Annotated in this window: 20 protein-coding genes; 7 read left to right on the top strand and 13 right to left on the bottom strand. The window is 64.5% G+C overall.

Annotated features, from left to right (window positions below; genetic code table 11):
• Window positions 1–45 precede the first annotated feature (45 nt).
• The 4 genes from prpF to prpB form a co-directional block, all read right to left on the bottom strand.
• Window positions 46–1,242, bottom strand: a complete 1,197-nt coding sequence (gene prpF, locus ACIQWO_RS14945; protein ID WP_402825237.1) for a 2-methylaconitate cis-trans isomerase PrpF — start codon at window positions 1,240–1,242, stop codon at window positions 46–48.
• Between the two features lie 11 nt (window positions 1,243–1,253).
• Window positions 1,254–3,854 carry a Fe/S-dependent 2-methylisocitrate dehydratase AcnD gene (gene acnD / locus ACIQWO_RS14940; RefSeq protein ID WP_402825234.1) on the bottom strand — a complete coding sequence of 867 codons (2,601 nt, stop codon included), beginning with the start codon at window positions 3,852–3,854 and terminating at the stop codon, window positions 1,254–1,256.
• Between the two features lie 181 nt (window positions 3,855–4,035).
• Complete coding sequence (gene prpC / locus ACIQWO_RS14935) at window positions 4,036–5,187, bottom strand: 2-methylcitrate synthase (RefSeq protein ID WP_402825231.1); 1,152 nt, start codon at window positions 5,185–5,187, stop codon at window positions 4,036–4,038.
• Between the two features lie 27 nt (window positions 5,188–5,214).
• Entirely contained in the window at window positions 5,215–6,105 is an 891-nt protein-coding gene (gene prpB / locus ACIQWO_RS14930; protein ID WP_039397405.1) for a methylisocitrate lyase, read from the bottom strand.
• A gap of 397 nt (window positions 6,106–6,502) precedes the next feature.
• On the opposite strand from prpB, the gene prpR reads away from it, so the two are divergent.
• Window positions 6,503–8,506: a propionate catabolism operon regulatory protein PrpR gene (gene prpR, locus ACIQWO_RS14925; protein ID WP_402825399.1), complete on the top strand. Its 2,004-nt coding sequence runs from the start codon at window positions 6,503–6,505 to the stop codon at window positions 8,504–8,506.
• 32 nt (window positions 8,507–8,538) lie between these two features.
• Here the strand turns inward: prpR and ACIQWO_RS14920 are convergent, their stop codons facing one another.
• From ACIQWO_RS14920 to ACIQWO_RS14905, 4 genes are all read right to left on the bottom strand, one after another.
• The gene (locus ACIQWO_RS14920; protein WP_174984361.1) at window positions 8,539–8,700 is read right to left on the bottom strand and encodes a hypothetical protein; all 162 of its coding nucleotides are present in this window, start codon (window positions 8,698–8,700) and stop codon (window positions 8,539–8,541) included.
• A gap of 177 nt (window positions 8,701–8,877) precedes the next feature.
• The gene (locus ACIQWO_RS14915) at window positions 8,878–9,678 is read right to left on the bottom strand and encodes a MetQ/NlpA family ABC transporter substrate-binding protein (protein WP_150739907.1); all 801 of its coding nucleotides are present in this window, start codon (window positions 9,676–9,678) and stop codon (window positions 8,878–8,880) included.
• Window positions 9,679–10,133: 455 nt separating this feature from the next.
• Window positions 10,134–10,736, bottom strand: coding sequence for a hypothetical protein (locus ACIQWO_RS14910; RefSeq protein WP_402825225.1), 603 nt, complete (start codon window positions 10,734–10,736; stop codon window positions 10,134–10,136).
• Between the two features lie 410 nt (window positions 10,737–11,146).
• A complete protein-coding gene (locus ACIQWO_RS14905; RefSeq protein WP_402825222.1) occupies window positions 11,147–12,094 on the bottom strand; it encodes a GlxA family transcriptional regulator in 948 nt (315 codons plus the stop codon).
• A 227-nt stretch (window positions 12,095–12,321) separates the two neighbouring features.
• Between ACIQWO_RS14905 and ACIQWO_RS14900 the strand changes: the two genes are divergently transcribed.
• Window positions 12,322–13,149: an SDR family NAD(P)-dependent oxidoreductase gene (locus tag ACIQWO_RS14900; protein ID WP_402825219.1), complete on the top strand. Its 828-nt coding sequence runs from the start codon at window positions 12,322–12,324 to the stop codon at window positions 13,147–13,149.
• A gap of 70 nt (window positions 13,150–13,219) precedes the next feature.
• Here ACIQWO_RS14900 and ACIQWO_RS14895 read toward each other — a convergent pair whose 3' ends face one another.
• On the bottom strand, window positions 13,220–14,176 hold the full coding sequence (locus tag ACIQWO_RS14895) for a LysR family transcriptional regulator (RefSeq protein ID WP_039397396.1): 957 nt from the start codon (window positions 14,174–14,176) through the stop codon (window positions 13,220–13,222).
• A gap of 272 nt (window positions 14,177–14,448) precedes the next feature.
• Here ACIQWO_RS14895 and ACIQWO_RS14890 point away from each other — a divergent pair, with 272 nt between their 5' ends.
• From ACIQWO_RS14890 to ACIQWO_RS14875, 4 genes are all read left to right on the top strand, one after another.
• Window positions 14,449–15,795: an MFS transporter gene (locus ACIQWO_RS14890; protein ID WP_402825215.1), complete on the top strand. Its 1,347-nt coding sequence runs from the start codon at window positions 14,449–14,451 to the stop codon at window positions 15,793–15,795.
• Window positions 15,792–16,580 (top strand): SDR family NAD(P)-dependent oxidoreductase, encoded by a 789-nt coding sequence (locus tag ACIQWO_RS14885; RefSeq protein ID WP_402825212.1) that lies wholly within the window; start codon window positions 15,792–15,794, stop codon window positions 16,578–16,580. Before ACIQWO_RS14890 ends, ACIQWO_RS14885 begins: the two co-directional genes overlap by 4 nt.
• 61 nt (window positions 16,581–16,641) lie before the next feature.
• Window positions 16,642–18,384 carry a dihydroxy-acid dehydratase gene (gene ilvD / locus ACIQWO_RS14880; RefSeq protein WP_402825209.1) on the top strand — a complete coding sequence of 581 codons (1,743 nt, stop codon included), beginning with the start codon at window positions 16,642–16,644 and terminating at the stop codon, window positions 18,382–18,384.
• On the top strand, window positions 18,384–19,286 hold the full coding sequence (locus tag ACIQWO_RS14875) for an NAD(P)-dependent oxidoreductase (RefSeq protein ID WP_402825206.1): 903 nt from the start codon (window positions 18,384–18,386) through the stop codon (window positions 19,284–19,286). The genes ilvD and ACIQWO_RS14875 overlap by 1 nt, the downstream gene beginning before the upstream one ends.
• A 92-nt stretch (window positions 19,287–19,378) precedes the next feature.
• Here the strand turns inward: ACIQWO_RS14875 and ACIQWO_RS14870 are convergent, their stop codons facing one another.
• From ACIQWO_RS14870 to ACIQWO_RS14860, 3 genes are all read right to left on the bottom strand, one after another.
• The gene (locus tag ACIQWO_RS14870) at window positions 19,379–21,001 is read right to left on the bottom strand and encodes an ABC transporter substrate-binding protein (protein ID WP_402825396.1); all 1,623 of its coding nucleotides are present in this window, start codon (window positions 20,999–21,001) and stop codon (window positions 19,379–19,381) included.
• Between the two features lie 150 nt (window positions 21,002–21,151).
• Window positions 21,152–22,036 carry a hypothetical protein gene (locus tag ACIQWO_RS14865; RefSeq protein ID WP_402825203.1) on the bottom strand — a complete coding sequence of 295 codons (885 nt, stop codon included), beginning with the start codon at window positions 22,034–22,036 and terminating at the stop codon, window positions 21,152–21,154.
• Window positions 22,037–22,306: 270 nt separating this feature from the next.
• The gene (locus ACIQWO_RS14860; protein WP_402825200.1) at window positions 22,307–23,221 is read right to left on the bottom strand and encodes an IclR family transcriptional regulator; all 915 of its coding nucleotides are present in this window, start codon (window positions 23,219–23,221) and stop codon (window positions 22,307–22,309) included.
• Between the two features lie 228 nt (window positions 23,222–23,449).
• Between ACIQWO_RS14860 and ACIQWO_RS14855 the strand changes: the two genes are divergently transcribed.
• A complete protein-coding gene (locus ACIQWO_RS14855) occupies window positions 23,450–25,819 on the top strand; it encodes a cytochrome P450/oxidoreductase (RefSeq protein WP_402825197.1) in 2,370 nt (789 codons plus the stop codon).
• A gap of 91 nt (window positions 25,820–25,910) precedes the next feature.
• On the opposite strand, the gene ACIQWO_RS14850 is transcribed toward ACIQWO_RS14855, so the two are convergent.
• Window positions 25,911–26,360 (bottom strand): hypothetical protein, encoded by a 450-nt coding sequence (locus ACIQWO_RS14850; protein WP_402825194.1) that lies wholly within the window; start codon window positions 26,358–26,360, stop codon window positions 25,911–25,913.
• Between the last annotated feature and the right edge of the window lie 33 nt (window positions 26,361–26,393).

Raw genomic sequence — 26,393 nt, 5'->3', positions numbered from 1 at the left:
GACCTCCTGTGAGGTGAGACGGTTCGGTACCGGATCCGCGTCCGGTCAGAAGGCATCTCCAGGAATGCGCACCCAGCCTTCCATCAGCACGCGCGCGCTACGACTCATGATGGCCTTCGTGACCGTCCATTCGCCGCCTTCCCTGTTGGCTTCTGCCCCGACACGCAATGTGCCGGACGGATGACCGAAGCGTACAGCGTTACGCTCGCCGCCGCCTGCCGCCAGATTCACGAGCGTGCCCGGAATCGAGGCCGCCGCACCGATACACACGGCCGCTGTCCCCATCATCGCGTGATGCAGCTTGCCCATCGACATCGCGCGCACGAGCAGATCGACATCTCCGGCATTCACCGCCTTGCCGCTCGACGCCGTGTAGCCCGCAGGTTTCGCCACGAACGCGACCTTCGGCGTGTGCTGGCGCGTGGCCGCTTCCGACACATCCTTGATCAGTCCCATGCGAATCGCGCCGTGTGCACGAATCGTCTCGAACATGGCGAGCGCCTTCGGATCGCTGTTGATGGCGTCCTGCAACTCGGTGCCCTTGTAGCCGATCTCCTCGGCGTTCAGGAAGATGGTCGGGATGCCCGCATTGATCATCGTCGCCTTGAACGTGCCCACACCGGGCACTTCGAGATCGTCAACGAGATTCCCGGTCGGGAACATGGCGCCACCGCCACCATCACCCTCTTCTTCGGCGGCCGGATCGAGAAATTCGAGCTGCACTTCGGCGGCCGGGAACGTCACGCCGTCGAGTTCGAAGTCGCCCGTTTCCTGCACCGCACCGTCCGTCATCGGCACATGGGCGACGATTGTCTTGCCGATGTTGGCCTGCCAGATGCGAACGACGGCCACGCCATCGCGCGGCACGCGCGCCGGGTCCACCAGTCCGCCGCTTATCGCGAACGGGCCGACGGCCGCTGACAGATTGCCGCAGTTGCCGCTCCAGTCGACGAACTTCTGGTCGATGGAGACTTGCCCGAACAAGTAGTCCACATCGTGCCCGGGCCGCTCGCTCTTCGCGATGATGACCGTCTTGCTGGTGCTCGACGTCGCGCCGCCCATGCCGTCGATCTGCTTGCCGTATGGGTCCGGACTGCCGATCACGCGCATCAGCAACGCGTCGCGGGCCGCACCGGGTGTCTGCGCGGCGGCGGGCAGGTCCTGCAAGCGGAAGAACACGCCCTTGCTCGTGCCGCCACGCATGTACGTGGCGGGAATGCGAATTTGTGGCTGATGCGCCATCACATCTCTCCTCAGGCGGCTGCCTGCGACGATTCCAGAAAGTCCTGCGCGAAGCGCTGGAGCACCCCGCCCGCCTCATAGATCGAGACTTCTTCTGCAGTATCGAGACGGCACGTCACCGGCACCTCGACGCGCTCACCGTTCTTGCGATGGATGACCAGCGTCAAGTCGGCGCGCGGCGTGCGCTCGCCGATCACATCGAACGTCTCGCTGCCGTCGATGCCCAGCGTCTTGCGGTTCGTGCCCGGCTTGAATTCCAGCGGCAACACGCCCATACCGACGAGATTGGTGCGGTGAATGCGCTCGAAACCTTCGGCGACGATGGCTTCGGTGCCCGCCAGACGCACGCCCTTTGCCGCCCAGTCGCGCGACGACCCCTGACCGTAGTCGGCCCCGGCGATCACGATGAGCGGCTGCTTGCGCGCCATGTACGTCTCGATGGCCTCCCACATGCGCGTGACCTTGCCTTCCGGCTCGATGCGCGCGAGCGACCCCGCCTTGACCTGTCCGTCGACCACGACCATCTCGTTCTTGAGCGTCGGGTTGGCGAACGTAGCGCGCTGCGCCGTGAGGTGATCGCCGCGGTGCGTGGCGTACGAGTTGAAGTCCTCTTCCGGCAGGCCCATCTTCGCGAGGTATTCACCCGCTGCGCTGTCGGCCATGATGGCGTTCGACGGCGAGAGGTGGTCGGTCGTGATGTTGTCGCCCAGCACAGCCAGCGCGCGCATGCCTGCGAGCGTACGCTCACCGGCGAGCGCGCCCTCCCAGTACGGGGGACGTCGAATGTAGGTGCTCATCTCGCGCCAGTCGTACAGCGGCTCGGCCCGCTCGCCGTGATCCACCGAGGCGGCAAACATCGGCTCGTACACGCGGCGGAACTGCTCCGGTTTGACGCTGCTCGCAATGATGGTGTCGATCTCTTCGTCGCTCGGCCACAGGTCGGCGAGCCTGATCGGCTTTCCGTTGGCGTCGACACCGAGCACGTCCTTCTCGATATCGAAACGGATGGTCCCGGCAATCGCGTAAGCCACCACCAGCGGCGGCGAGGCGAGAAACGCCTGCTTCGCGTATGGGTGGATGCGGCCATCGAAGTTGCGGTTGCCCGAGAGGACAGCCGTCGCGTACAGGTCACGCTCGACAACTTCCTTCTGGATCACCGGATCGAGCGCACCCGACATGCCGTTGCACGACGTGCACGCGTAAGCGACCACGCCGAAGCCGAGCGCCTCCAGTTCCGGCAGCAGACCGGCCGCTTCCAGATACAGCGTGACGGCCTTCGAGCCCGGCGCGAGCGAACTCTTGACCCACGGCTTGCGCACCAGTCCTGCCCGGTTGGCATTACGCGCGAACAGACCCGCCGCGATCATGTTGCGCGGGTTGTTGGTGTTCGTGCAGCTCGTGATGGCAGCGATGATGACCGCGCCGTCGGGCATCAGCACCGGCTCGTTCTCCACCTTGCCGCTGATGCCGCGTGCGGCGAGTTCGCTCGTCGGCACACGCTTATGCGGGTTCGAAGGACCGGCGATGTTGCGCACCACGCTCGACAGATCGAACGTCAGCACGCGTTCGTACTCGGCCTTCGTCAGCGTGTCGGCCCACAGGCCGGTTTGCTTCGCATAGGTCTCCACCAGCGCGACGAGCACGTCGTCGCGGCCGGTGAGCTTGAGGTACTTGATGGTTTGCGCGTCGATGTAGAACATCGCCGCCGTCGCACCGAACTCCGGCGCCATGTTCGAGATGGTCGCGCGGTCGCCCAGCGTGAGGTTCGCAGCACCTTCGCCGTAGAACTCAAGATACGCGGACACGACCTTTTCCTTGCGCAGGAATTCGGTCAGCGCGAGCACGATGTCGGTCGCGGTAATGCCCGGCTGCGGCTTGCCCGTCAGTTCCACACCGACGATGTCCGGCAAGCGCATCCACGATGCGCGACCGAGCATTACGCTCTCCGCTTCCAGCCCGCCCACGCCAATGGCGATCACGCCCAGCGCATCGACCATCGGCGTGTGCGAATCGGTCCCCACGAGCGTGTCGGGATAGGCCACGCCGTCCGCCACCTGAATCACCGGGCTCATCCGTTCCAGGTTGATCTGGTGCAGGATGCCGTTGCCCGGCGGAATCACGTCGACGTTGCGAAACGCCTTCTTCGTCCAGTTGATGAAGTCGAAGCGGTCTTCGTTACGACGATCTTCGATGGCGCGGTTCTTCGCGAACGCATCGGGATCGAAGCCGCCGCATTCGACGGCTAGCGAGTGATCTACCACCAGTTGAGTCGGCACCACCGGGTTGACCAGCGCCGGGTCGCCGCCTTGCGCTGCAATGGCGTCGCGCAGTCCGGCGAGGTCGACGAGCGCCGTCTGACCGAGAATGTCGTGGCACACCACACGGGCGGGGAACCACGGGAAATCGAGGTCGCGACGTCGCTCGATCAGTTGCTTGAGCGAGTCGGTCAGTGCCGCCGGGTCGCAGCGGCGCACGAGGTTCTCGGCCAGCACGCGCGAGGTGTACGGCAGCGTGTCGTACGCGCCCGGGGCAATGGCCTCGACGGCAGCACGGGCGTCGAAGTAATCGAGCGACGTCCCGGGCAGGGATTTACGGTATTCGGTGTTCATCATGTGAGGAAGGTGTCGGCCCGGCCGGTGACAAGTTGGCGCGCACGGTGTGTGCGATGCGCGCTGCGAATAACGGAGCAGCGACAAAACTGCGACAGAACAACGACGCCCCGGCGTGGACGCGCAACGGCAGCAGGAATCCCGCTGCTGCCGTCCCCGCCGCTCGCCGAGGCGTTGGACAGACTTAACGCTTATCGATCGGCACGAACTGCTGATCTTCCGGACCGGTGTAGTTAGCGCTCGGACGAATGATCTTGTTGTCGATGCGCTGCTCGATGATGTGCGCACTCCAGCCCGACGTACGCGCGATCACGAACAACGGCGTGAACATCGCGGTCGGCACGCCCATCATGTGATAGCTCACGGCGCTGAACCAGTCGAGGTTCGGGAACATTTTCTTGACGTCCCACATCACCGATTCCAGACGCTCGGCAATGTCGTACATGGCCGTGTTCTGCTCGGCCTTCGACAACTCGTGGGCGACTTCCTTGATGACCTTGTTGCGCGGATCGCTCACGGTGTAGACCGGGTGACCGAAGCCGATGATCACTTCCTTGTTCTCGACACGCTGACGGATGTCGGCCTCAGCTTCGTCCGGCGAGTTGTAACGCTTCTGCACCTCGAACGCGACCTCGTTCGCACCACCGTGCTTCGGACCACGCAGCGCGCCGATGGCACCGGTAATCGCCGAGTGCATGTCCGACCCCGTGCCTGCAATCACGCGCGCAGTGAACGTCGACGCGTTGAATTCGTGCTCGGCGTACAGGATCAGCGACGTATGCATCGCGCGCACCCACTGGTCCGACGGCGTCTCGCCGTGCAGCAGATGCAGGAAGTGACCGCCGATACTGTCGTCGTCCGTTTCCACGTCGATACGCACGCCGTTCTGGCTGTAGTGATACCAGTACAGCAGCATCGAGCCGAGGCTGGCCATCAGACGGTCGGCGATGTCGCGTGCGCCCGGAATGTTGTGATCGTCCTTCTCCGGCAGCACGGTGCCGAGCACCGACACGCCGGTGCGCATCACGTCCATCGGGTGAGCGGCGGCAGGCACGGCTTCGAGGGCGTCCTTCACGGCAGCGGGCAGACCGCGCAGCGCCTTGAGCTTGGTCTTGTAGCCACGCAGTTCCGCCACGTTCGGCAGCTTGCCGTAGACCAGCAGATACGCGATTTCTTCGAATTCCGAGGTCTGGGCCAGATCCAGAATGTCGTAGCCGCGATAGTGCAGATCGTTGCCCGAACGGCCCACGGTACACAGTGCCGTGTTGCCTGCGGTCACACCCGACAGGGCGACGGATTTCTTCGGCTTGAAGCCGGTGGCAGTCGTCTCGCTCATGCTCTTTCCTCCAGGATCAGGGGTTCGTTATTTCTGTTGGGCGAACAGGGCGTCGAGCTTCTGTTCGTATGCGTGGTAGCCGATGCTCTCATAGAGCTCGGCGCGCGTTTGCATCGTGTCGAGCACGGCCTTTTGCGTGCCGTCGCGACGAATCGTGTGATAGACGTTCTCCGCCGCCTTGTTCATCGCGCGGAACGCCGAGAGCGGGTACAGCACCAGACCGACCTGCGCGCTCTTGAGTTCTTCCACAGTGAACAGCGGCGTCGAGCCGAACTCGGTGATGTTCGCGAGCACGGGCACCTTCACGGCATCCGAGAACTGGCGGTACATCGGCAGTTCCGTCATGGCTTCCGGGAAGATCATGTCGGCGCCCGCTTCGACGCACGCGCATGCGCGGTCGATGGCCGCCTGAAGGCCTTCGACGGCCAGTGCATCGGTGCGCGCCATGATGACGAAGTTTTCATCGGTGCGCGCGTCGACGGCCGCCTTGATACGGTCGACCATCTCCTGCTGCGTCACGATGGCCTTGCCGGGACGATGGCCGCAGCGCTTCGCGCCGACCTGGTCTTCAATATGCATCGCACCCGCGCCGAACTTGATCAGCGACTGCACCGTGCGCGCAATGTTGAAGGCCGAAGGACCGAAGCCCGTGTCGACGTCCACCAGCAGCGGCAGATCGCACACGTCGGTGATGCGGCGCACGTCGGTGAGCACGTCGTCGAGCGTCGAGATGCCCAGATCGGGCAAGCCGAGCGAACCGGCAGCAACGCCGCCGCCCGACAGATAGATCGCCTTGAAACCAGCCGCCTTGGCGAGCAGGGCGTGGTTGGCATTGATAGCACCGACAACCTGCAACGGTTGCTCGGTCTTGACGGCCTCGCGGAAGGCGGCGCCGGCCGAACGAATGGTTTGCGTCACTTGAATCCCTCGGTCGTGTCTTGCGCGCCGGATGAACGGAATGCCACCGGATCGCATGTGGGTTGAGTAGCAGGCTTCTGAATAGCAATGGCCGTGCCAGCAGGTCGTGCGTGCGCGCATCGACAATCGCTTCGCTGCGCTAACGCATTCATTTATCGACGGAAATTCTTCGCCTGCGTGACGTTTACGTCAAGGTAAATGTCACTTGAAGGCGAACATGGCGGTCGCATAATGTTTCATTTTGAAACGCAAAATGAAACACATCGTCGCAACATGCTACGATTCGGCTCAGATCCTCCTGCCGCCTACCGCCATGCCGAATTCGATACCCACCGAGATGCCGTCCCGCCTGCCCGCGACCGCCGCAGGCGTGGCGCGAGCGCCCACGGTCCCCGCGATGCGAAAGCCGGTGATCTGGGCCGTCGGCATCAGCAAGCTTGGTGAGCTGTATCGCGATATCGTGCCGGACTACGCCGCGCAGGCCGACGTCCACATCGTCGACAAGGGATACGAAGCCGTGATCGAAGCGCTGGAGCGCTTGCCCGCCGGGAGCGTCGACGGCATCGTCGCGGCCGGATCGAACGGCGATTTCCTACGAGAGCGCCTTGCGTTGCCCGTGGTGCTGGTCAAAGTCACCGGCTCGGACGTCATGCACGCGCTGGCACGCGCACGACGCGCCCTGCCCGCATCGTCCCCCGACTCGCGCATCGCGCTCGTCTCCTACGCACGCCCCGCCGCCGAGTTCGAGCGCTTCAAGAGCGCCTTTCATCTCGACATCGCTCAGCACACTTATGTCGATGCGCAAAACGCCGAAGACCTCGTGCACCGGTTGCGCGACGACGGCATGGCGGTCATCGTCGGGCCGGGTCTCGTCACGCAACTGACCGAGCGCGCTGGGCTCACGGGCATCTTTCTCTACTCGCAGGATTCGGTGCGCGCCGCGTTCGACACGGCACTGGAAGTGGCGCGTCTCGGGCGCATCGAAGCGCAACGGCGCGAGCGTCTCGATACGGTGTTGCGGCATTTGCACGAAGGCGTGGCCGCCGTCGATCTGAACGGACGCATCGAAGCGATCAACGCGTCGATGGCCGGGATTCTCGGCGTCACAGCGGTGGACGCCGTCGGGCGAACGCTCGACACCATCGCGCCCGCACTCGACATCGCCCGCACGCTTGAGAGCGCGAGCGCCGAGCTCGAAGCGATCGTCTCGATGGCGGGCAAGACGTGGGTGATTAACCGCATTCCCCTGCTGGATCAGGGCACGCTCACGGGTGCGCTCGTGACGTGTCAGGACTCGCAGTCGTTCGCCCGCGTGGATCGTTCGTTGCGTTCGCGCCATCGTCCCCGGCATCTCGTGGCACGCTACCGGCTCGACGATCTGATCGGCGACTCGGCGGCGATGACGCAAGTCCGCGCACTCGCACGCCGCTATGCGCAGACCGATTCGACGGTGCTCGTGCATGGCGAGAGCGGCACGGGCAAGGAACTGCTCGCTCAAGGGATTCACAACGCGAGCCGCCGCCGCGACTATCCGTTCGTCGCCATCAACTGCGCCGCGTTTCCGGAGACGCTGCTCGAGAGCGAATTGTTCGGGTATGAAGACGGCGCGTTCTCCGGCGCGCGACGCGGCGGCAAGGCGGGTCTGTTCGAGACGGCACACAACGGCACGATCTTTCTCGATGAAATCGGCGAGATGCCGATGCCGCTGCAAACCCGGCTGCTACGTGTGTTGCAGGAGCGCGAAGTCCTGCGCCTTGGCGCGAACGAACCGGTGCCGTGCGACGTGCGCGTGGTCGCCGCCACGCACCGCGATCTTCGTCAGCAAGTCGCGGCCGGACTGTTTCGCGAAGACCTTTACTACCGTCTGAATATTCTGCGCATGGTGCTGCCCCCGCTGCGCGAACGCATGGACGACCTGCCGCGCCTCACGCCACTGTTCCTCGAGCGCGCGCTGGCCCGGGCGGGCGCGCGCATGAGCGTCGATGCCTTGCAGGCGTCACTATTGCCGCTGCTGGCGAGCTATCGCTGGCCGGGGAACGTTCGGGAGCTGGAGAATTTGCTGGAGCGCATCGCGGTCGTCTGCGCCGATGTGGTCGATGCTCGCGAGATCAGCCGTGCGCGACTGGTCGAGATTGCCCCGGAGCTTGGCACGACGCCGCCACCGCCCGCGTTCGACGTTTCAAAAACGAACGGTGGCCGGATAAACGGAACAACGGGAACGACGAGCGTTGCAGCCGTCGAAGCGCCCGACGCCCCAATGACCGGACGCGAGCGCCGTGCCGCCGAGGAGCTGGCACGCATCCACTCGACGCTGGCTGCCTGCGGCGGCGACCGCAATGCCGCGTGCGAAGCACTCGGCATCAGCCGTTCGACGCTCTGGAGAAAACTCCGCGCCGAGTAATGGACATCGGTAAAACACCCGGCGCGAATACCTCAATGCTGGTGACGAATACGGTCCCACATCTCGTGCCAGTCCAGACGCTTGTGCGCGGCAGGCTCATCGTGATGCGTGACCCAGAAGTGGTCGACGAGCATGCCGATGGCGAAGCCGACGAGCAACGCTACCAGCATCATCGAGACATTGATCATGGACATGGCGGCCTCCCGTCGAAAGGAATCACACTTTCATTCTAGTCAAACGCCGCCGTGCCAGCGGTGCAAAATGTCAGGCTTGAGGACGTAAAAAAACCGGGGTCGAAACCCCGGTTTTTCATTTGACGCGAGCCGTATCTCATCAACGCGCGCGAGACGCATCCGACGGCATTTCAATGCTTACCACGTCGCAATCAGTGCGCCCTTGAATTGCGTGTCGATGAATTGCTTCACTTCATCCGAATGGTAGGCGTCGACCAGTTGCTTGACCCACGGCTTGTTCAGGTCTTGCGTGCGCACGGCGATCAGGTTGGCGTACGGGCCCTTCAGGTCTTCGATGGCGATGGCGTCACGCTTGGGCACCAGACCGGCTTGTGCGGCGAAGTTCGTGTTGATCGACGCGGCGTCCAGATCCGGCAATGCGCGCGGCAGTTGTGCGGCTTCCAGTTCGCGAATCTTGAACTTCTTCGGGTTCTCGATATCGAGCGGCGTGATGTTCTTGCCATCCAGACCCGGCTTCACCTTGATCAGACCTTCCTTTGCCAGCAGACGCAGCGCGCGGCTACCGTTCGACGGATCGTTCTGGATACCGATTTGCGCGCCGTTCGGCAGATCCTTGAGCGACTTGTACTTCTTCGAATAGAAGCCCAGCGGCGACACATAGGTCAGGCCCGCCGTCGTGATCTTGTAGCCACGGTCCTTGACCTGGCTATCGAGGAACGGCTTGTGCTGGAAGCCGTTGGCGTCCAGGTCGCCAGCGTCGAGGGCGGCGTTCGGCTGTGCGTAGTCACTGAATTCGACGATCTTGATGAACAGGCCACGCTTTTCGGCCACCTTTTTCACCACTTCGAAGATCTGCGCGTCCGAGCCGGCCATCGTGCCGACCTTGAGGGGCTTGTCGGCCGTCTGGGCCGAGGCACCGAGAGAGGCCAGCGCAAACGTTGCGCCGAGGAACGCATTGATCAGTTGACGGGACAGCATGTGCGAATTCTCCTTTTGCTTATGTGGTCCGACGCCTGTTGGGCGTCTGTGCGAGGGGGTGCGGGCCTGTTGAGCTCGCAACGGTCACGCGCGACGTAGACATTCCCGCGATACAGCTGCGTGGCCACGTCGGGCGACCCAGACCCCGGATGCTGCCACAACTGCGGGTTTACACGAAATACATAATCGGTATTTCGATATCCCCTGAGCGCATCGATAGACAGCATCCATCAAAAAAACGCCCCCTCGGATCACCGAAGGGGCGCTTCGCCGGGAGAACAGCCTGATCACGGGCCGGGGGGGTGGCACGGCTGGCGGCAATGCCGTCAGCCGGTCGCATCAGGAACCGACGAACAACCTGCGAGACTCGCTACACCATCAAGACCAACCGATGCGAGGGCCAGTGCCTGCACGCGCTGTGCCGAACGCATGCAGGCCCCACGCCCACCACTAGCTCAGGGACATGGCTCCTCGCCAGCCTGGCCGTTCATCGCGCATCCGCCACCACCGCCGAAACCGGCGGGGCCACCGAATGCCGCCAATCCACCTCCGCCTGCAGCGCCGCCAATGCCAAGGCCGCCTGGACCGCTGGCACCACCGCCGCCACCGCTGCTTGCGCCAACACCACCACCGGTGCCGCCACCACCAGTGCCACCGCCGCCGCCAGTGCCGCCGCCGGTGCCACCACCACCGCCACCGCCGCCGCCGCCGCCACCGCCGCCGCCGCCGCCACCGCCACCGCCACCGCCACCGCCACCGCCGCCGCCACCACCGCCACCGCCACCGCCACCGCCGCCGCCACCACTGTGGCCACCGCAGCCGCAACCGCCAGCGCCGCCGATACCAACGCCCACGCCGATGCCGACGCCGGTCCCGGTTCCGCCGGGGCCGCCGAATGCGCCCAATCCACCGAGGCCACCCGCACCACCAAAGCCGATGCCGCCGCCTCCGCCACGCCCACCACCGCCACCACCGGCGGCGTATGACGCGTTAATTGAAATGCCGCAGAGCATCGCTGCCGCTGCCGCCCCTACCAGAGTCGCCTTGAACCTGTTCATGGTCCCCTCCCCGCGCACGCGCACACACTCACTTCGGAACACGCCGGACCCCGCCAGAAGGTCCAACGTTACGACGAGAGCGCGTCAGCAGAAATCGCGGGCAATAGAGGACCCGCCCGTGCTTAACATCACAGGAGTCCCTTGCCAACAGCCTGCGGAGAATCCGGGTTGGCGCTTCGCCATACACGATTCACATACGCGAATTCCGTGCCAGCGCACTCAACCCATTGATTTAAAAGAAACTAATAACTCAATTTACGAGACATCGATACGTCCCCTGCCGAAAACGTATCGTTCGTGAAACGCTTACAACGCAATGCGAAGGTATTCGGCGCTCAACCCGACGGACGATGCCCTCATGAAGCTGGGCTGAAAGACAGATGAGCAGCGCATGAGTCACGGGGGACGGCTCATGCTCGCATGCGTTCGCGCGCCTCGCGCAACAAGGCCTGCGGCGGCTTGCCCAGCGTACGGACGAACGCACGGCGCATACGCTCCTCGTCGCCGAAACCGGTCACGATCGCGACCCGCGCAATCGACGCCTCGCCCGCTTCGAGCAACGCCTGCGCCGCTTCGAGTCTCAACTTCTCGATAGCCTTCGCCGGAGTCAATCCGGTTTGCAGCGTGAATTCACGACTGAAATGGCGAGCACTCCAGTGCACCTGTGCCGCCAATTGCTCGACCGATAACGGCTCTCGCAAATGCTCGCGCGCATAGGCGAGCGCCGCGCGGACCCGGTCGGAGCTCGGTTCGAGCGTGGACAGCGTGGAGAACTGCGACTGACCACCCGTGCGGCGGTAGTGCACCACCAGCAAGCGCGACGTATCGCGGGCGACATCGCTGCCGTAATCGGCTTCGACCAGCGCCAGTGCCAGATCGATACCGGCCGTCATGCCTGCCGACGTCCACACCGACCCGTCGTTGACGTAGATCCGATCGTCTTCGACGATCACGTCCGGGTGCTGCTGCTGTAACGCCGTCGCCTGCCCCCAATGCGTCGTCGCGCGCCGCCCGTCGAGCAGCCCGGCGTCCGCCAACACGAACGCCCCCGAGCAAATGCTCCCGATGCGTCTCACCTTCGGCGCGAGCTGCCGCAAAGCCTCGACCAGCTCCGGCTCTGTCGGCACCACGTAGGTCGCTCCCGCCACCAGCACCGTGTCGTAGCGATGCCTGCCCATAGGCTCCGTGGCCACCGCGATCCCGGCAGAGTCCCGCACCAGCCCGCCTTCGACCGAGAGGGTCTGCACTTCGTACAGCGGCTCGTCGCGCCCGAAGTTCGCCATCTCGAATGCCGACATCGAGGCCAGCGACATCATCTGAAAGTCGGGATAGACCACCAACGCAATTCGTTTCGTCATGACGCAAAGGGCCGCTAAGGCCAAGGGCGGGGGTTCCAGAACAACGGAATGGGAGGACAAGCGGTGACAACGACAGCCACTGCATGACCGATGCGTCGATTGTAGTTGGCGCGAAGGACAGGTGTCGGACACGATTGTCCTAAAAGGTGGTTTTCGTGTCATTTGAGACATCGCGATTGCAGACCACACTGGACGTCATGGCCCCAACAACCGGAACCGTAACAACCATGAACGCATCCACTCAAACCCATCAGCCTGGCGTCGCACTGATTACCGGCGCCTCCTCGGGCATCGGCGCGATTTACGCCGACCGCCTCGCCCGTCGCGGCCACGACCTGATTCTGGTCGCCCGCAACACGGCGCGTCTGCTCGAAGCCGCCCAACGCCTTCACGTCGAGACCGGCCGTCGGGTCGACATCCTGAGCGCGGATCTTTCCACGCGTGAAGGTCAGGCGCTCGTGGAAGCACGTCTGCGTGAAGACACTCGCATCGACACGCTCGTGAACAACGCTGGCTTCGGCGCGGTCGCACCGCTGCTGCAAGCGGACGTCGATCACCTGACCGACATGATCGAAGTCAACGTAACCGCGCTCACCCGCCTGACGTACGCGGCCGTGCCGGGCTTCGTGGCACGCGGGCGCGGCACCATCATCAACATCGCATCCGTCGTCGCCATCGCACCCGAACTGCTTAACGACGTGTACGGCGGTTCGAAGGCTTTCGTGCTCGCGTTCTCGCAATCGCTGCAACATCAGCTCGCCGATACGGGCGTGCGTGTGCAAGCCGTGTTGCCGGGTGCCACGATCACGGAGTTCTGGGATATCGCAGGCAAGTCGCATCAGGAATTGCCGCAGGAATGGCTGATGACGTCCGACGATCTCGTGGACGCGGCGTTGGCCGGACTCGATCAGGGCGAAGCCGTCACCATCCCGCCATTGCAGGATGGCAACGAGTGGACCGCATACGACGCGCTGCGCCGCAAGATGTCGCAAGGACTGAGCAACGCCTCGCCGGGCAAGCGTTACGGATTGAAGGCTGTCGCCAACGCGGCCTGACGCGAACGGGTGTTGAAGCCATGCATGCGTCCCCTGCCAACCTAAGGGGCGCATGCATCGGCGCAGTCCGTCAGTTCGCGTCGATCAACTCCGCCGACGACTCACGCAGGCACGCCGCGAACAGTTGCGACGCGGGCGTAGTCGTGTCTTCACGCCAATACAGAATCGCGTCGCCCAGCGGCCCTAACGGCGGCAGCGGCAGCACGCGCATGGTCCCGCGCTGGGCATAGCGTCGCGCGAGCGAGAGCGGCAGGATCGAGACGAACCCGCCGCCGCGCAGCAGCGACAAATTCAGCGCAAGCGAACTCGACTCGATGGCCGGACGCTGCAACGTCACGCCATGCTCGGCCAGTATCTCGGCCATCGTGGTGAACGCGGGCGAGCCACGCATCGGCGTAATCCAGCGCACGTCCTGCAAATCGCGCCATGAGACGGCCGCCTCCGCAGCACCCAGCGGGTGCTGAGTACCGACGACGAACACGAACGGCTCGTGATGCAGCGACTCGTTGCGCATCACCGCCAGATGGCCGGTCACGCGATTGCGGCCGAGCGCCAGATCGAGATTGCCCTCGTCCATCATCTTGAGCAGACGGTCCAGCGTGGCCTCCACGAACGAGAACGACGCATTCGGCGCGCGACGCGTGAACAACTCGACTGCATGGGCGATCAGGGGCTGGGGAATCGTCACCACCGCACCGAAGCGCACATGCCCGGCCGTCCCGGTGGTCAACGCGCTCACGTCGCGGCGCGCTAGTTCGATCTGCCGCAGGATTTCGCGTCCGCGCTCCACGAGCACGCGTCCGATGCCGGTCAGCTCCACCGCATTGCCCACCCGTCGTACCACCGGCGCGCCCAGCGCCTCCTCGATCTCCCCGATCTGCTTGGAGATGGCGGGCTGCGTGACGTGAAATGCCGCCGCCACGCGCGTGACCTGACGCAGTTCGCCCAGCGTCACCAGCATGCGCAGATGGCCGAGCTTCAGGCCACTGCGAAAAAATCGCTCAATCGAGTTGTCGGTCGTTGTCATGACGGATGCGGAAAGCTTCTGTGGGAACACGCCAAGCCGAGATCATAACCAAACGGTAATGCCGTGTGCGCAAAGTGTGATTTGCCGTCACGCCAACCGCCCCTTACCCTTCGTACGAGCAGCATGGCCGCACAGGGTTATTCGATGCACCGGAGCGACGATTCATCGCACATCGCGGAATCGCCTTCGCATAACCGAATTTCTTCCGGATGCACGTCAGGCTGCCCAATAACTCGACGTGCCACACGGCACGCACCACGGAGACAACACCCATGAGCTCGTCCCCCTCGTCCTACCCGGGCGGTGCACAGCCGCATCCCGGCCACAGCGCTGCCCCTGTGGCGGCTAGTGCCGCGCAGCGCGACGCGCTGTACCGCAAGCTGACCTGGCACATCATTCCGTTCCTCTTTCTCGCGTTCATCGTCGCGTACATCGACCGCGTGAACGTGAGCTTCGCCAAGCTGGAGATGCTCTCCGACCTGTCGCTGTCCGAGACCGTGTACGGCGCAGGTGCGGGCGTGTTCTTCCTCGGCTACTTCCTCTTCGAGGTGCCGAGCAACCTGATCCTGCATCGCGTGGGCGCACGCATGTGGATCGCGCGCATCATGGTGACGTGGTCGATCATTTCCTGCCTGACGATGTTCACGCAGGGACCGATGTCCTTCTACGCGCTGCGTTTCCTGCTCGGCGTGGCCGAAGCGGGCTTCTTCCCCGGCATCGTGCTCTATCTGGCCACGTGGTTCCCGTCGAACAAGCGCTCGCAGATCATTGCGCTGTTCATGGTCGCCATTCCTGTCTCGGGTGCCATCGGCGGCCCGCTCTCGGGCTGGATCATGCAGCACTTCGGCGGCATGCACGGTTACGCGGGCTGGCAGTGGCTTTTTCTGATCGAAGGCATTGCGTCGCTGCTCGTCGGCATCGCGGCGTTCTTCGTGCTTCAGGACCGTATCGAAACGGTGAAGTGGCTGAACGCGGACGAAAAGCGTCTGCTGGCACAAGACCTCGCCGCCGACGACAGCACCCGCGCGCATCACAGCGTGCGTCAGGTGTTCGGTAGCGGCCGCGTGTGGCTGCTCGGCCTGCTGTACTTCTGCATCGCCATGGGCAACTACGGCCTCGTGTTCTGGCTGCCGACGATGATTCGCGCGGCGGGCGTCGCCAACCTCGGCAACATCGGCCTGCTCTCGGCCGTGCCGTCGCTGGTGAGCGCGGTCGCGATGATTCTCGTCGCGCGTCATGCCGACCGGCACAACGAACGTCGCATGCATGTGGCGGTGTGCTGCCTGCTGGGTGCTGCGGGCATGGTCGCCTCGGTGCTGCTCGCGCAACATCTCTGGTGGTCGATGGCGGCACTGATTGTCGCGGCGATCGGCATCAACTCGATTGCACCGGTCTTCTGGGGCATTCCCACGGCGATGATGGGCGGTGCAGGCGCCGCCGCCGCCATCGCGCTGATCAATTCGACCGGCAACCTCGCGGGCTTCGTCAGCCCGTACGTCATCGGTTTTCTCAAAGACAGCACCGGGCAGTTGCTGCCGGGCATGATCGTGCTGGCGTGTGCGCTGGTCGGCGGGGCATGCATCGTGATGTCGCTCAAGCCCCAACGGAGTCATGCATGAGTTTTCCCGTCTGTCTCGTGACCGGTGCCGCTACGGGCATCGGTGCGGCCACCGCCCTGCGTTTTGCGCAGGACGGCTGGGCCGTGGCCATCAACAATTTCGACGACAGCACGCGTGCGGCCGCCGAAGCGGTCGCGGCGCAATGCCGTGAAGCCGGTGCGCAAACGCTCGTCGTCGATGCCGACGTCGGTGACGATGCCGCCTGCCGCCGCATGGCGGACGCCGTCGGCGCGAAATGGGGTCGGCTCGACGCCCTCGTCAACAGCGCCGGGACCACGCGCGTGATCCCGCACGGCGATCTGGAAGCCATCGACGCCGTCGAGTTCGAGCGCATCTATCGCGTGAACCTCATCGGCATGTTCCAGATGACGCGCGCCGCTGCGCCGTTGCTGCGGGAGCAGCCCGCATCTGAGGCATCTGCCGTGTCGGCCTCGGTCATCAACATCTCGTCGCTGGCGTCGCTCAACGGCACGGGGTCGTCGATTGCTTACGCGGCGTCGAAGGGCGCGGTGAACGCGCTCACGCTCTCGCTCGCCCGCAACCTCGCGCCGCAAGTCCGTGTGAACGCCATCGCGCCGGGCATGGTCGACGACGGCCTGCTGCGTCGCGTGCTCGGCGACGAGGCGTACGGTCGCGTGGTTGAAGGCATGCGTGAGAACTCGCCGCTGAAGCGCGTTTCGCAACCGGCGGAAATTGCCGAGCTGGCGTGGTTCCTCGCCGCCCGCGCTCCGGCGATGACCGGTCAGGTGCTCGCCATCGAAAACGGGCTGCTGCTCAATACGTAATGACGTAATCGACCTTGGGTCGACGCAGGCGCAGCCGCCACAAAAGCATAAGGAAGTCCCCATGACAGATCTGCACAAACACCGCTCCCGCACGGTCACCGAAGGCGTCACGCGTACCCCGCATCGTGCCTTCCTGCGCGCGACCGGCCTCGACGACGCCGCCATCGACAAACCTTTCGTCGCCATCGTCGACACGTTCGGCGAGAACACGCCCTGTTCCATGTCGCTGAATCAGATTTCGGACAACGTGCGTCTGGGCGTGGCCGCTGGCGGCGGTGTGCCGATTCGCGGCTCGGCCATCTCAGTGTCCGACGGCACGTCGATGAACCACTCGGGCATGCGCTTCTCGCTGGTCTCGCGCGAGACGATTGCCGACAGCGTGGAGCTGTTCGTGCGTGCGCATTGCTACGACGCGCTCGTCGGCGTGGCCGGTTGCGACAAGACGTTGCCCGGCATTCTGATGGGCATGGTGCGGGTGAACGTGCCCGGCGTGTTCCTCTTCGGCGGCGCGATGCTGCCCGGCGTCGCCCCCGATGGCTCGCAAGCCACCATCCTCACCGCTATCGAAGCGGTCGGCACAGCGCAACGCGGCGATATGTCCGCCGAGACGCTGCGCGGCATCGAAAAGCGTTGCACGCCGACGGCGGGCTCGTGCCCCGGTCAGTTCACGGCGAACACGATGGCGATGGTTGCGGAAGTGCTCGGTCTGGCACCACTCGGCTCAGCGATGGTGCCCGCCGTCTACAGCGAACGGATTGCGATTGCGCGTCGCGCTGGCGAGAACGTGATGCGTGCGCTGCGCAACGGTGGACCGCTGCCGCGCGACCTCGTCACGCGCAAAAGTCTGGAGAACGCCTGTGCTGCCGTGGCGGCGACCGGTGGCTCGACCAACGCGATGTTGCACATTCCCGCCATTGCCCACGAGGCGGGCATCGAGTTCACGCTCGACGACGTCTCCGAAGTCCTCGCCCGCACGCCGCTCATCGGCGACATGCAGCCCGGCGGACGCTATCTGGCCGTCGATCTGCATCACGTCGGCGGCGTGCCTGCGGTGCTCAACGCACTGCTAGCAGGCGGTCATATCCACGGCGACACGCTCACGCAGACGGGCGAGACGCTCGCCGATGCGTTGCGCGCCTTCCCCGGCCCCGACGGACGCGTGGTCAAGCCGCACACCGAACCGCTCTCGCCCAACGCGGGACTGGTCGTGCTGCGCGGCAACCTCGCACCCGATGGCGCAGCGCTCAAGACCGCAGGTCTGAAGCACTTCACGTTCACCGGCACCGCCCGCGTGTTCGAGACGGAAGAGGACTGCATGGCTGTGGTGTCCGCGCAGACGTACCGCGAGGGAGACGTGCTCGTGATTCGCAACGAAGGCCCGAAGGGGGGACCGGGCATGCGCGAGATGCTGAGCGTGACGGCAGCGATCTACGGGCAAGGCATGGGCGAGAAGGTCGCGCTGCTCACCGATGGCCGTTTCTCGGGCGCGACGCGTGGCATGTGCATCGGTTACGTCGGTCCCGAAGCAGCGGCAGGCGGACCGATTCGCCTACTTCGGGACGGCGATACCATCCACATCGACGCAATCAAGGGTAAGCTCGACGTCGAACTCTCCGACGAAGCACTCGCCGCACGGGCCGCAGAGGCCAAACCGTTCGTGCGCGGCCGTCTGGGCGGCGTACTGGAAAAGTACGAAGCGCTCGTGCGGCCCGCCAAGCTGGGCGCGGTGACCCATTCGGGGGCTGTGGAATGGCCCTACGAAGCGTCTATCGGGGAGACGCCAACCCACGAGGACCCGAATTGATGACTACCCCACGCGTAGGCTTTTGCGGCATCGGCCGCATGGGCGAACCGATGACGCAGCGGCTGCTCGCTGCTGGCCATGACGTCGCCGTCTGGAACCGTTCTGCGGCCAAGCTCGGCGCACTGACCGATGCCGGTGCCATCGCCTGCGTAACCCCGCAAGCGCTCGGCGAATGCGTCGACATCGCCCTGCTTTGTCTGGGTGATGGCAAGGCCGTCGAAGAGGTGGTGTTCGGCGAGCACGGGCTCGTGCACGCCGCCACGCCCCCGCGCTATCTCGTCGATCACTCGACGCTCTCGCCCGCGCTCACCCGCAATCTCGCGAAGCGCTGGGCTGAGGTCACCGGCAGCGTCTGGATCGACGCCCCGGTCTCCGGTGGCACGGGCGGCGCACAGGCCGGTACGCTGGCCATCATGGCCGGAGGTCCGGCCGAGGCCATCGAAGCCGTGACGCCGGTGCTGCGTGCGTTCTCGTCACGCGTCACCCGCATGGGCGACATCGGTGCGGGCCAGACGACCAAGCTCGCCAATCAGGCCATCGTCGCCACGACGCTCGCAGGTCTGGCCGAAGCCTTCGTGCTGGCCAAGCGCAGCGGCATCGACACGGCGGCGGTACCGTCGGCATTGCAAGGCGGCTGGGCCGATTCCGTCCTCATGCAGACGCTCTGGCCGCGCATGGTGACGCCGCCCGATTTCGCCACCGGCACGGTGCGCGTGATTCTGAAGGACCTCGACGCGATTGCCGAACTGGCGCACGCGAGCGCGACCGTGCAGCGCGTGCTGCCGGAAGTGCGTCGTTTGCTGAAGGATGCCGCAGAGCGCGGCATGGCGGACTGGGACCTGTCGCAGGTGTTCCGCATCGGCGAGACGGAGAGCAAAGCGGAGAGCGCGCCGGACGCCTGACGTCAGACTCGCCGCGCCATGAAAAAAGCCATGCCCGTCGATGGGCATGGCTTTTTGTCTTTCCGGGACGTCTGCTGCGAGTGTGAGGTGGCTTACTTGACCTTCACCGCCGAGAAGTCCTGACGCCCGAACGGGCTGACCTGATAGCCCGACACGTCGGTGCGTGTGATCACAGCCGCGATCGGATGCGCCAGCGGAATCCACAGCGCGTCGTCCTTGATCGTCTTCTGCGCCGCCTGATACTTAGCGGTGCGCGCCGCGATGTCGTGCGTGCGCTTGCCGTCGCTGATCAGCTTGTCGAGATTGGCGTCGCAGAAGCGGGCGAAGTTCGTGCCCGAGGTGACCGCCGCGCAGCTGAACTGCGGCGTGAGGAAGTTATCCGGATCGCCGTTATCACCCGACCAGCCCATGAACAGCAGGTCATGCTCGCCTGCCTTACCACGACGAATCAGTTCGCCCCACTCCACCGTCTTGATCTGCGCCTTCACGCCGATCTTCGCCAGATCGCTTTGCAGCATCTCGGCACCCACGCGCGGGTTCGGATTGAGTAGGCTGCCTGCCGGACGCGTCCAGATCGTCGTCTCGAAACCTTGCGGGAAACCGGCGTCCGCCAGCAGCTTCTTCGCGCGATCGATGTTGTGCGGATAGTCCGCCACGTTCTTCGCATAGCTCCACGTGTTCGGCGGATACACGTTCACCGCCGGTGTGGCCGTGCCTTCGAACACTTGCTTCACGTAGCTCGGCTTGTCGAACGCGAGGTTCAGCGCCTGACGCACCCGCACGTCGTTCAACGGCTTGTGCTGCGTGTTGATGGCGACGAAGGCCGTCATGAAGGCTGGCGTCTCGACCACCTTGAGCGCCTTGTCGCCACGCGCGGCCTGTACGTCGAGCGGCTTGGGCGACAGCGCGATCTGGCACTCGCCGACCTTGACCTTCTGCGCACGCACGGCAGCGTCCGGCACGATCGTATAGATCAGACGCTCGGAAGCGGGTGCACCGCCAAAGTACGACTTGTTGGCGTCGTACCGCACCACGCTGTCCTTCTGATAGCTACGAAACACGAACGGGCCGGTGCCGATCGGACGCGCGTTGAGCTCATCCGTCTTGTTCGCCGCGACGAGCTTGTCGGCGTACTCGGCCGAATAGATCGACGCGAAACCCATCGACAGCATCGAGAGGAACACGGCGTCCGGTTCGGAGAGCGTGAAGCGCACCGTGTTGTCGTCGACCTTCTGGACCGACTTGATCAGCTTGCCCAGCGACAGCGACTGCGCATGCGGGAAGCCCGACGGCGTGAGCTTGTGCCACGGCGCGTTGTCGTTGAGCATGCGATCGAATGTGAAGACGACGTCGTCGGCATTGAATGCGCGCGTCGGCTTGAAGAGATCGTTGCTGTGGAAGCTGACGTTCGGGCGCAGCGTGAACGTGTACGTGAGGCCGTCAGGCGTCACTTCCCATTTCGTCGCCAGACTCGGCACGACCTTGGCTTGCGCGGCATCGAACTCGACCAGACGGTTGAACACCGGATCGGCGGACGCATTGGTCGTAGTGAGCGAGTTGTAGCGCACGACGTCGAACCCTTCCGGGCTGGCTTCGGTGCAGACGGTGAGCGGTTTGGCGTTCGCGGCGAGCGGAATCAGCGGCAACGCGAGCGCGGTAAGTGTGGCAGCGAGAATGTGGCGAGGATGACGGGATGCAAGCGAGCGACGACGCATGAGCTTCTTCTCCAGGAAGTCGATGACGGGCAGGACGGATGGCAAAACAACGGGCCAGAATAGCGCAAATTCAGGACCCCTGCCTTTGCATCGCAGCATATGCATAGATGGGCACGTGCAAATACCAAAAGGGCACGCAAAAAGGGAAAGTCAGTTCTGCCAACCGAAAGCGCGCATCCGATGGACGATGCTGTCGCGCGCAGCCACCACCGTCAGTCGCGAACTGACGGACATGTCGTAGAGATAGCGCGTTTGCCCGGCGTACGGAACGCTGACATAGGGGTGCGCGAGCAACGGCACATCGCCCCCGGACGTCAACGACTCCCCCTCGCCCGCCAGTCTTGCCAGACACAAGCGATGCGCAGTGTCGCGCGCGACCGCGAACGGATCGAGCGCGCTCGGCGGCTGGCTCGCGGGTGTGATCAGCGGCGCACTGTCGTCGGTGCCGACCGGCGTCGGCGCGTGAGCGGCGAGCGCGACCGGGCCCTGCCCCATCGCGACGAAAAGCCACAGCCCCGCGTGCGCCATATCGATCCACACCTTGCCGTGCGGACCGTCGCACTCCAGCGACGAGACGCCCGGCGTTGCCGTCGGCACGGGTGCCTGCGCAGGCGTGCATCGGAACCAGCGCCCGAAGATCCAGCGCAACGCAATGCGCTCCGACAGGAACCGATGACGCATTTGCGTACGCGGCAACCGGCGCGCCAGCGAATGCTCGGCAGCCGAGAGCCAGGTTGCGCCGTCGTCCGGGCCACCGGCCGCCGCGCCCGTCGCCCCGAAAGGACGACCGGCGAGTAGAAAGCGCCACAGCCAAAGTTCGTCGCTACCGCATTGGGGGGAAGGCGAAACGGCGGCGCGTTGGCCGCCGTCGCCCTGCTTTGCCGCTTCGATGTCGCTACTCGCCAACGCGCGATTCTGCGCGCCACCCGTGAGCTTGCGGTCGCCCTGTCCGAACTGCCCGAGCGGCACGTAAGTCATGGAAGGTGTGGGAATCGATGCTACGCGCGGCGTCAGATCGACCGTTCGTTTCAACATCAACAATGACGACCTCCACAGACGTGATGGCCGACGACTGGCACTGCTTGAGGCTGCGTCATCGGCAATCGCTTATTTGTTAATGAGAATCATTATCAAATAGTAACACAAAGGTCTACGCGAAAGGAGTGACAAAGACGTGGGAATTCGCTTGTTTAAACGGGAGAACGCCCAGACGCGGCCCGCCGCGAAGGCGGCGACCGTATGAGCGCATCGGATTGGGAAATATCGGAGGCTAACCGGGACACCCTGCGGGGCACCCCGGCCGCTTCAGGCCCCGGCGGGCAGCGGTGGCCGGTAGCCCAGCGCGTGGCTTGCCGCCAGCGCTTCACGCCGTACCGCTTCACCGATGGGGCTGTCCATGCGGGCGTCGAACCCGCCCGTCGCTCCGAGCGCGGTGATGACGCCGACGAGGCGGCCGTCGTAATTGAAGACGGGGGCGGCAATTGCGCTGATGCCCGTCAGGTTCGTGTCGCGCACGCTGGCTCCTTGCGCGGCGCGCACCGAGGCCCGTAGCGCGCCGATGGGATCCGAAGCGTCGAGTTGCGTCCGGTGTTCCGGCGTGGCGTGCGACAGTTCGCTCTCGGCCATGGCCAGCACCTGCGGGTCGTCGAGCAGGCCGAGAAAGACGCGACCGGCGGCCGACCAGAGGACCGACATCACCGAGCCGATCCGCACGTTGATCGTCACCGGCAGGCCCGGCTCCTCAAAGCGCACGATGGTCGGCCCCTTGTTGCCCATCACGGCAATGAAGCAGGTCACATCGAAGGCTTCGCGCAGACGCACCAGCGCCGGTTCGGCGGCCCGCACCGGGTCGGCCTGACGCATGGCGGCGACACCGAGCAGCATCGCTTCGAGGCCGAGGTAGTAGTGTTGCGAGTCGGCGTCCTGCGCCACGAGCCCTTCTTCCACGAGGCTCATCAGATAGCGGTGAACCTTGGCGGGACTTTGCTGCACATGCAGCGCCAGCGCCGTCAGGCTCGCCCGGCCGCCCAGACGGGCCAGCCCCTTGAGCACCACCATGCCGGTCTCGGCCGACTGCACGCGCTGGCGGCGGCCGCGCTCGCGGGGCGCATCGAGGGCGTCGCTGGTCGAGACGGCGGCGGTAGCGTCGGCGGCTGCCTCGCGGGAAAGCGCAGCCGCGCTTCGCGGGCGGCCTGCTGTGGGTCGTTTGCTTGTCGTCATCGGCGAGATTTTAAGATGCAAACCAATGTTGCTCGATGTCGACAAGTCTAGAGGTTAACCCCAGTCTACGAATTTACGCTATGCGTATTATATTTACGCTTAACAGATTCAGAGAATGTGACAGGCAACGCTCCTCTACACTTGATTCATTGTGTGCGTCGCCGCACGGCCCTTCGCGGGTCGCTGCCGTATTCTCGCACCGGACTAAACGCCTCAGAGAGCGAGCGGATGAGCCAGACACTTTCCCCCACTTCCAACGCCACGGCAGCCAGCGCTGGCGGATGCCCGTTTCATCAGTCGTCGAATACGTCGACCGAGAAAGCCCCGAACGGCTGCCCGGTCAGCGCCCGCGCAGCCGACTTCGATCCGTTCGAAGACGGCTATCAGCAAGACCCGCCCGAATACGTGCGCTGGGCGCGCGAGCAGGAACCGGTGTTCTACAGCCCGAAACTCGGCTACTGGGTCGTGACCCGTTACGACGACATCAAGGCGATCTTCCGCGACAACCTCACGTTCAGCCCATCGATTGCGTTGGAAAAGATCACGCCGACCGGCCCGGAAGCCAACGAGGTGCTCGCCTCCTACGGCTTCGCGCTGAACCGCACGCTGGTGAACGAAGACGAGCCCGCGCACATGCCGCGCCGTCGCGTGCTGATGGAGCCGTTCACGCCTGAGCATCTGAAGCATCACGAGCCGCTGGTGCGTCAGCTCGCGCGCGAATACGTCGACCGCTTCGTGAACGACGGTCGTGCCGATCTCGTCGACCAGATGTTGTGGGAAGTGCCGCTGACGGTGGCACTGCACTTCCTCGGCGTGCCCGAGGAAGACATGGACAAGCTGCGCGAGTACTCGATTGCGCACACGGTCAACACGTGGGGACGTCCGAAGCCGGAAGAGCAAGTCGCCGTGGCACATGCCGTCGGCAATTTCTGGCAACTCGCAGGCAAGATTCTCGACAAGATGCGTCAGAACCCGGACGGCCCGGGCTGGATGCAGTACGGCATTCGCAAGCAGAAGGACCACCCGGAAGTCGTGACCGACTCCTATCTGCATTCGATGATGATGGCGGGCATCGTGGCCGCGCACGAAACGACGGCCAACGCCACGGCCAACGCGATGAAGCTGCTGCTCTCGCATCCGGACGTCTGGCGCGAGATCTGCGAAGACCCCTCGCTGATTCCGAACGCCGTGGAAGAGTGCCTGCGTCACAACGGTTCGGTGGCGGCATGGCGTCGTCTCGCGACAAAGGACGTCAACATCGGCGGCATCGAGATCGCCGCCGGGTCGAAGCTGCTGATCGTGACGTCGTCCGCCAACCACGACGAAGCGCATTTCGCCGACGCCGACCTGTTCGATATCCGCCGCGAAAACGCCAGCGATCAGTTGACGTTCGGCTACGGCTCGCATCAGTGCATGGGCAAGAACCTCGCCCGCATGGAGATGCAGATCTTCCTGGAAGAGTTCACGCGTCGCCTGCCGCACATGACGCTGGCCGAGCAGCAGTTCACGTACGTGCCGAACACGTCGTTCCGCGGTCCGGAGCACGTCTTTGTGGAATGGGACCCGGCGCAGAATCCAGAGCGTCGCGATCCGGCCGTGCTGGAGCGTCATGCGCCGGTGCGCATCGGCGAGCCGTCGGGCCATAGTGTGACGCGCCCTGTCGTGGTCGAGTCGGTCACGCCGGTCGCCGAGGGCATCGTCAAGCTGCGTCTGGTCGCACCTAGCGGCCGCACCCTGCCGCGCTGGGCACCGGGCTCGCACATCGACATCGAATGCGGCGAGACGGGGCTGTCGCGTCAGTATTCGTTGTGCGGCGACCCGATGGACGCCGCCGCACTGGAAATCGCCGTGCTGCACGAGCCGGAAGGCCGTGGCGGTTCGAACTGGGTTCACACACAGCTCTCGGTCGGCGACCGTCTGCGCATTCGCGGTCCGCGCAATCACTTCCGTCTGGACGAAACAACGCCGCGCGCCATCTTCGTTGCAGGTGGTATCGGCGTCACCCCGATTGCCGCAATGGCGCGCCGCGCCAAGGTGCTGGGCATCGACTACGAGATTCACTACAGTGGCCGCAGCCGTCGCACGATGGCGCTCGTCGACGAGTTGCAAGCATTGCATGGCGACCGTCTACATTTGTGGGTGAAGGACGAAGGGCAACGCGCGGACTACACGACGCTGCTGGCGACGCCGCAGGACGGTACGCAGGTGTACGCCTGCGGTCCGGTGCGCATGCTCGACGGCCTGGCGCAATGCTGCGCCCACTGGCCGGACGACACGCTGCGCGTCGAACACTTCCAGTCGCAACTGGGCACGCTCGACCCCGAGAAGGAACATGCGTTCGAGGTCACGCTGAAGGATTCGGGCATCACGGTGATGGTGCCCGCCGATCAGACCCTGCTCACCGCACTGCGTGCAGCGAACATCGACGTGCAGAGCGACTGCGAGGAAGGCCTGTGCGGCTCGTGTGAAGTGCAGGTGCTGGAGGGCGACGTGGATCACCGCGACGTGGTGCTCACCCGCACGGAGCGCGACGCCAACACGAAGATGATGTCCTGTTGCTCGCGCGCCTGCGGCAAGAAGCTGGTGCTGGCGCTGTAAGACAACGCGAAGGTCGCGCAACAAGCGAAGGGGCGCTGCGATGGCAGCGCCCCTTTTCTTTTGACGTACCACCTGCGTCACATGGACTGAATCACGCCGAGGTGCGCGCAAGGGCTTGTGCCGCTTCCGGCGAGAGCGTAACCGCCGATGTCGGCGAAGCCACTTTCGGCACGACGCCCGGCTTCACCGGCGCAGGACGCTCCGGCTTCGGCACATAGCCATACAGCACCAGCGCCACCGCCCCCACACCGGCAATCACGCCCCACAAGGTGTAGACAAACGTGCCACGAAGCGCGAAGACCATGCAATCGAACGTGTCGGCTTTGCATTCGAGCCGCGACGACGAGGTCATCAGCACGAACAGCAGCGGCGTCGCCATCAACAGGATGGTCGAGATTCGCACCCAGAATTCGGCACGATCGCGTGTGCCGCACAACTCTTCGAGCAGCGCCCGCATTACCGGGCCAAGGTAGCGTGTCAGCAGCACACAAGTCGCGACGGGTACCAGCAGTTGGAAAAGGAAGACGAGCGTGAGGGTCATTTTTATCTCCGATACAGTAATTTCTGTACAAAC

The sequence above is a fragment of the Pandoraea sp. NPDC090278 genome (genome assembly GCF_044772185.1).
Taxonomy (GTDB): domain Bacteria; phylum Pseudomonadota; class Gammaproteobacteria; order Burkholderiales; family Burkholderiaceae; genus Pandoraea.
The sequence above is the reverse complement of the archived record's forward strand: the minus strand, read 5'-3'. Positions and strand labels throughout refer to the sequence as shown.

Bases quoted from the DNA above. Each gene is read 5' to 3' on its own strand.
- prpF (WP_402825237.1), bottom strand. From the start codon at position 1,242: ATGGCGCATCAGCCACAAATTCGCATTCCCGCCACGTACATGCGTGGC.
- acnD (WP_402825234.1), bottom strand. From the start codon at position 3,854: ATGATGAACACCGAATACCGTAAATCCCTGCCCGGGACGTCGCTCGAT.
- prpC (WP_402825231.1), bottom strand. From the start codon at position 5,187: ATGAGCGAGACGACTGCCACCGGCTTCAAGCCGAAGAAATCCGTCGCC.
- prpR (WP_402825399.1), top strand. From the start codon at position 6,503: ATGCGAAAGCCGGTGATCTGGGCCGTCGGCATCAGCAAGCTTGGTGAG.
- ACIQWO_RS14920 (WP_174984361.1), bottom strand. From the start codon at position 8,700: ATGTCCATGATCAATGTCTCGATGATGCTGGTAGCGTTGCTCGTCGGC.
- ACIQWO_RS14915 (WP_150739907.1), bottom strand. From the start codon at position 9,678: ATGCTGTCCCGTCAACTGATCAATGCGTTCCTCGGCGCAACGTTTGCG.
- ACIQWO_RS14910 (WP_402825225.1), bottom strand. From the start codon at position 10,736: ATGAACAGGTTCAAGGCGACTCTGGTAGGGGCGGCAGCGGCAGCGATG.
- ACIQWO_RS14905 (WP_402825222.1), bottom strand. From the start codon at position 12,094: ATGACGAAACGAATTGCGTTGGTGGTCTATCCCGACTTTCAGATGATG.
- ACIQWO_RS14900 (WP_402825219.1), top strand. From the start codon at position 12,322: ATGAACGCATCCACTCAAACCCATCAGCCTGGCGTCGCACTGATTACC.
- ACIQWO_RS14895 (WP_039397396.1), bottom strand. From the start codon at position 14,176: ATGACAACGACCGACAACTCGATTGAGCGATTTTTTCGCAGTGGCCTG.
- ACIQWO_RS14890 (WP_402825215.1), top strand. From the start codon at position 14,449: ATGAGCTCGTCCCCCTCGTCCTACCCGGGCGGTGCACAGCCGCATCCC.
- ACIQWO_RS14885 (WP_402825212.1), top strand. From the start codon at position 15,792: ATGAGTTTTCCCGTCTGTCTCGTGACCGGTGCCGCTACGGGCATCGGT.
- ilvD (WP_402825209.1), top strand. From the start codon at position 16,642: ATGACAGATCTGCACAAACACCGCTCCCGCACGGTCACCGAAGGCGTC.
- ACIQWO_RS14875 (WP_402825206.1), top strand. From the start codon at position 18,384: ATGACTACCCCACGCGTAGGCTTTTGCGGCATCGGCCGCATGGGCGAA.
- ACIQWO_RS14870 (WP_402825396.1), bottom strand. From the start codon at position 21,001: ATGCGTCGTCGCTCGCTTGCATCCCGTCATCCTCGCCACATTCTCGCT.
- ACIQWO_RS14865 (WP_402825203.1), bottom strand. From the start codon at position 22,036: ATGTTGAAACGAACGGTCGATCTGACGCCGCGCGTAGCATCGATTCCC.
- ACIQWO_RS14860 (WP_402825200.1), bottom strand. From the start codon at position 23,221: ATGACGACAAGCAAACGACCCACAGCAGGCCGCCCGCGAAGCGCGGCT.
- ACIQWO_RS14855 (WP_402825197.1), top strand. From the start codon at position 23,450: ATGAGCCAGACACTTTCCCCCACTTCCAACGCCACGGCAGCCAGCGCT.
- ACIQWO_RS14850 (WP_402825194.1), bottom strand. From the start codon at position 26,360: ATGACCCTCACGCTCGTCTTCCTTTTCCAACTGCTGGTACCCGTCGCG.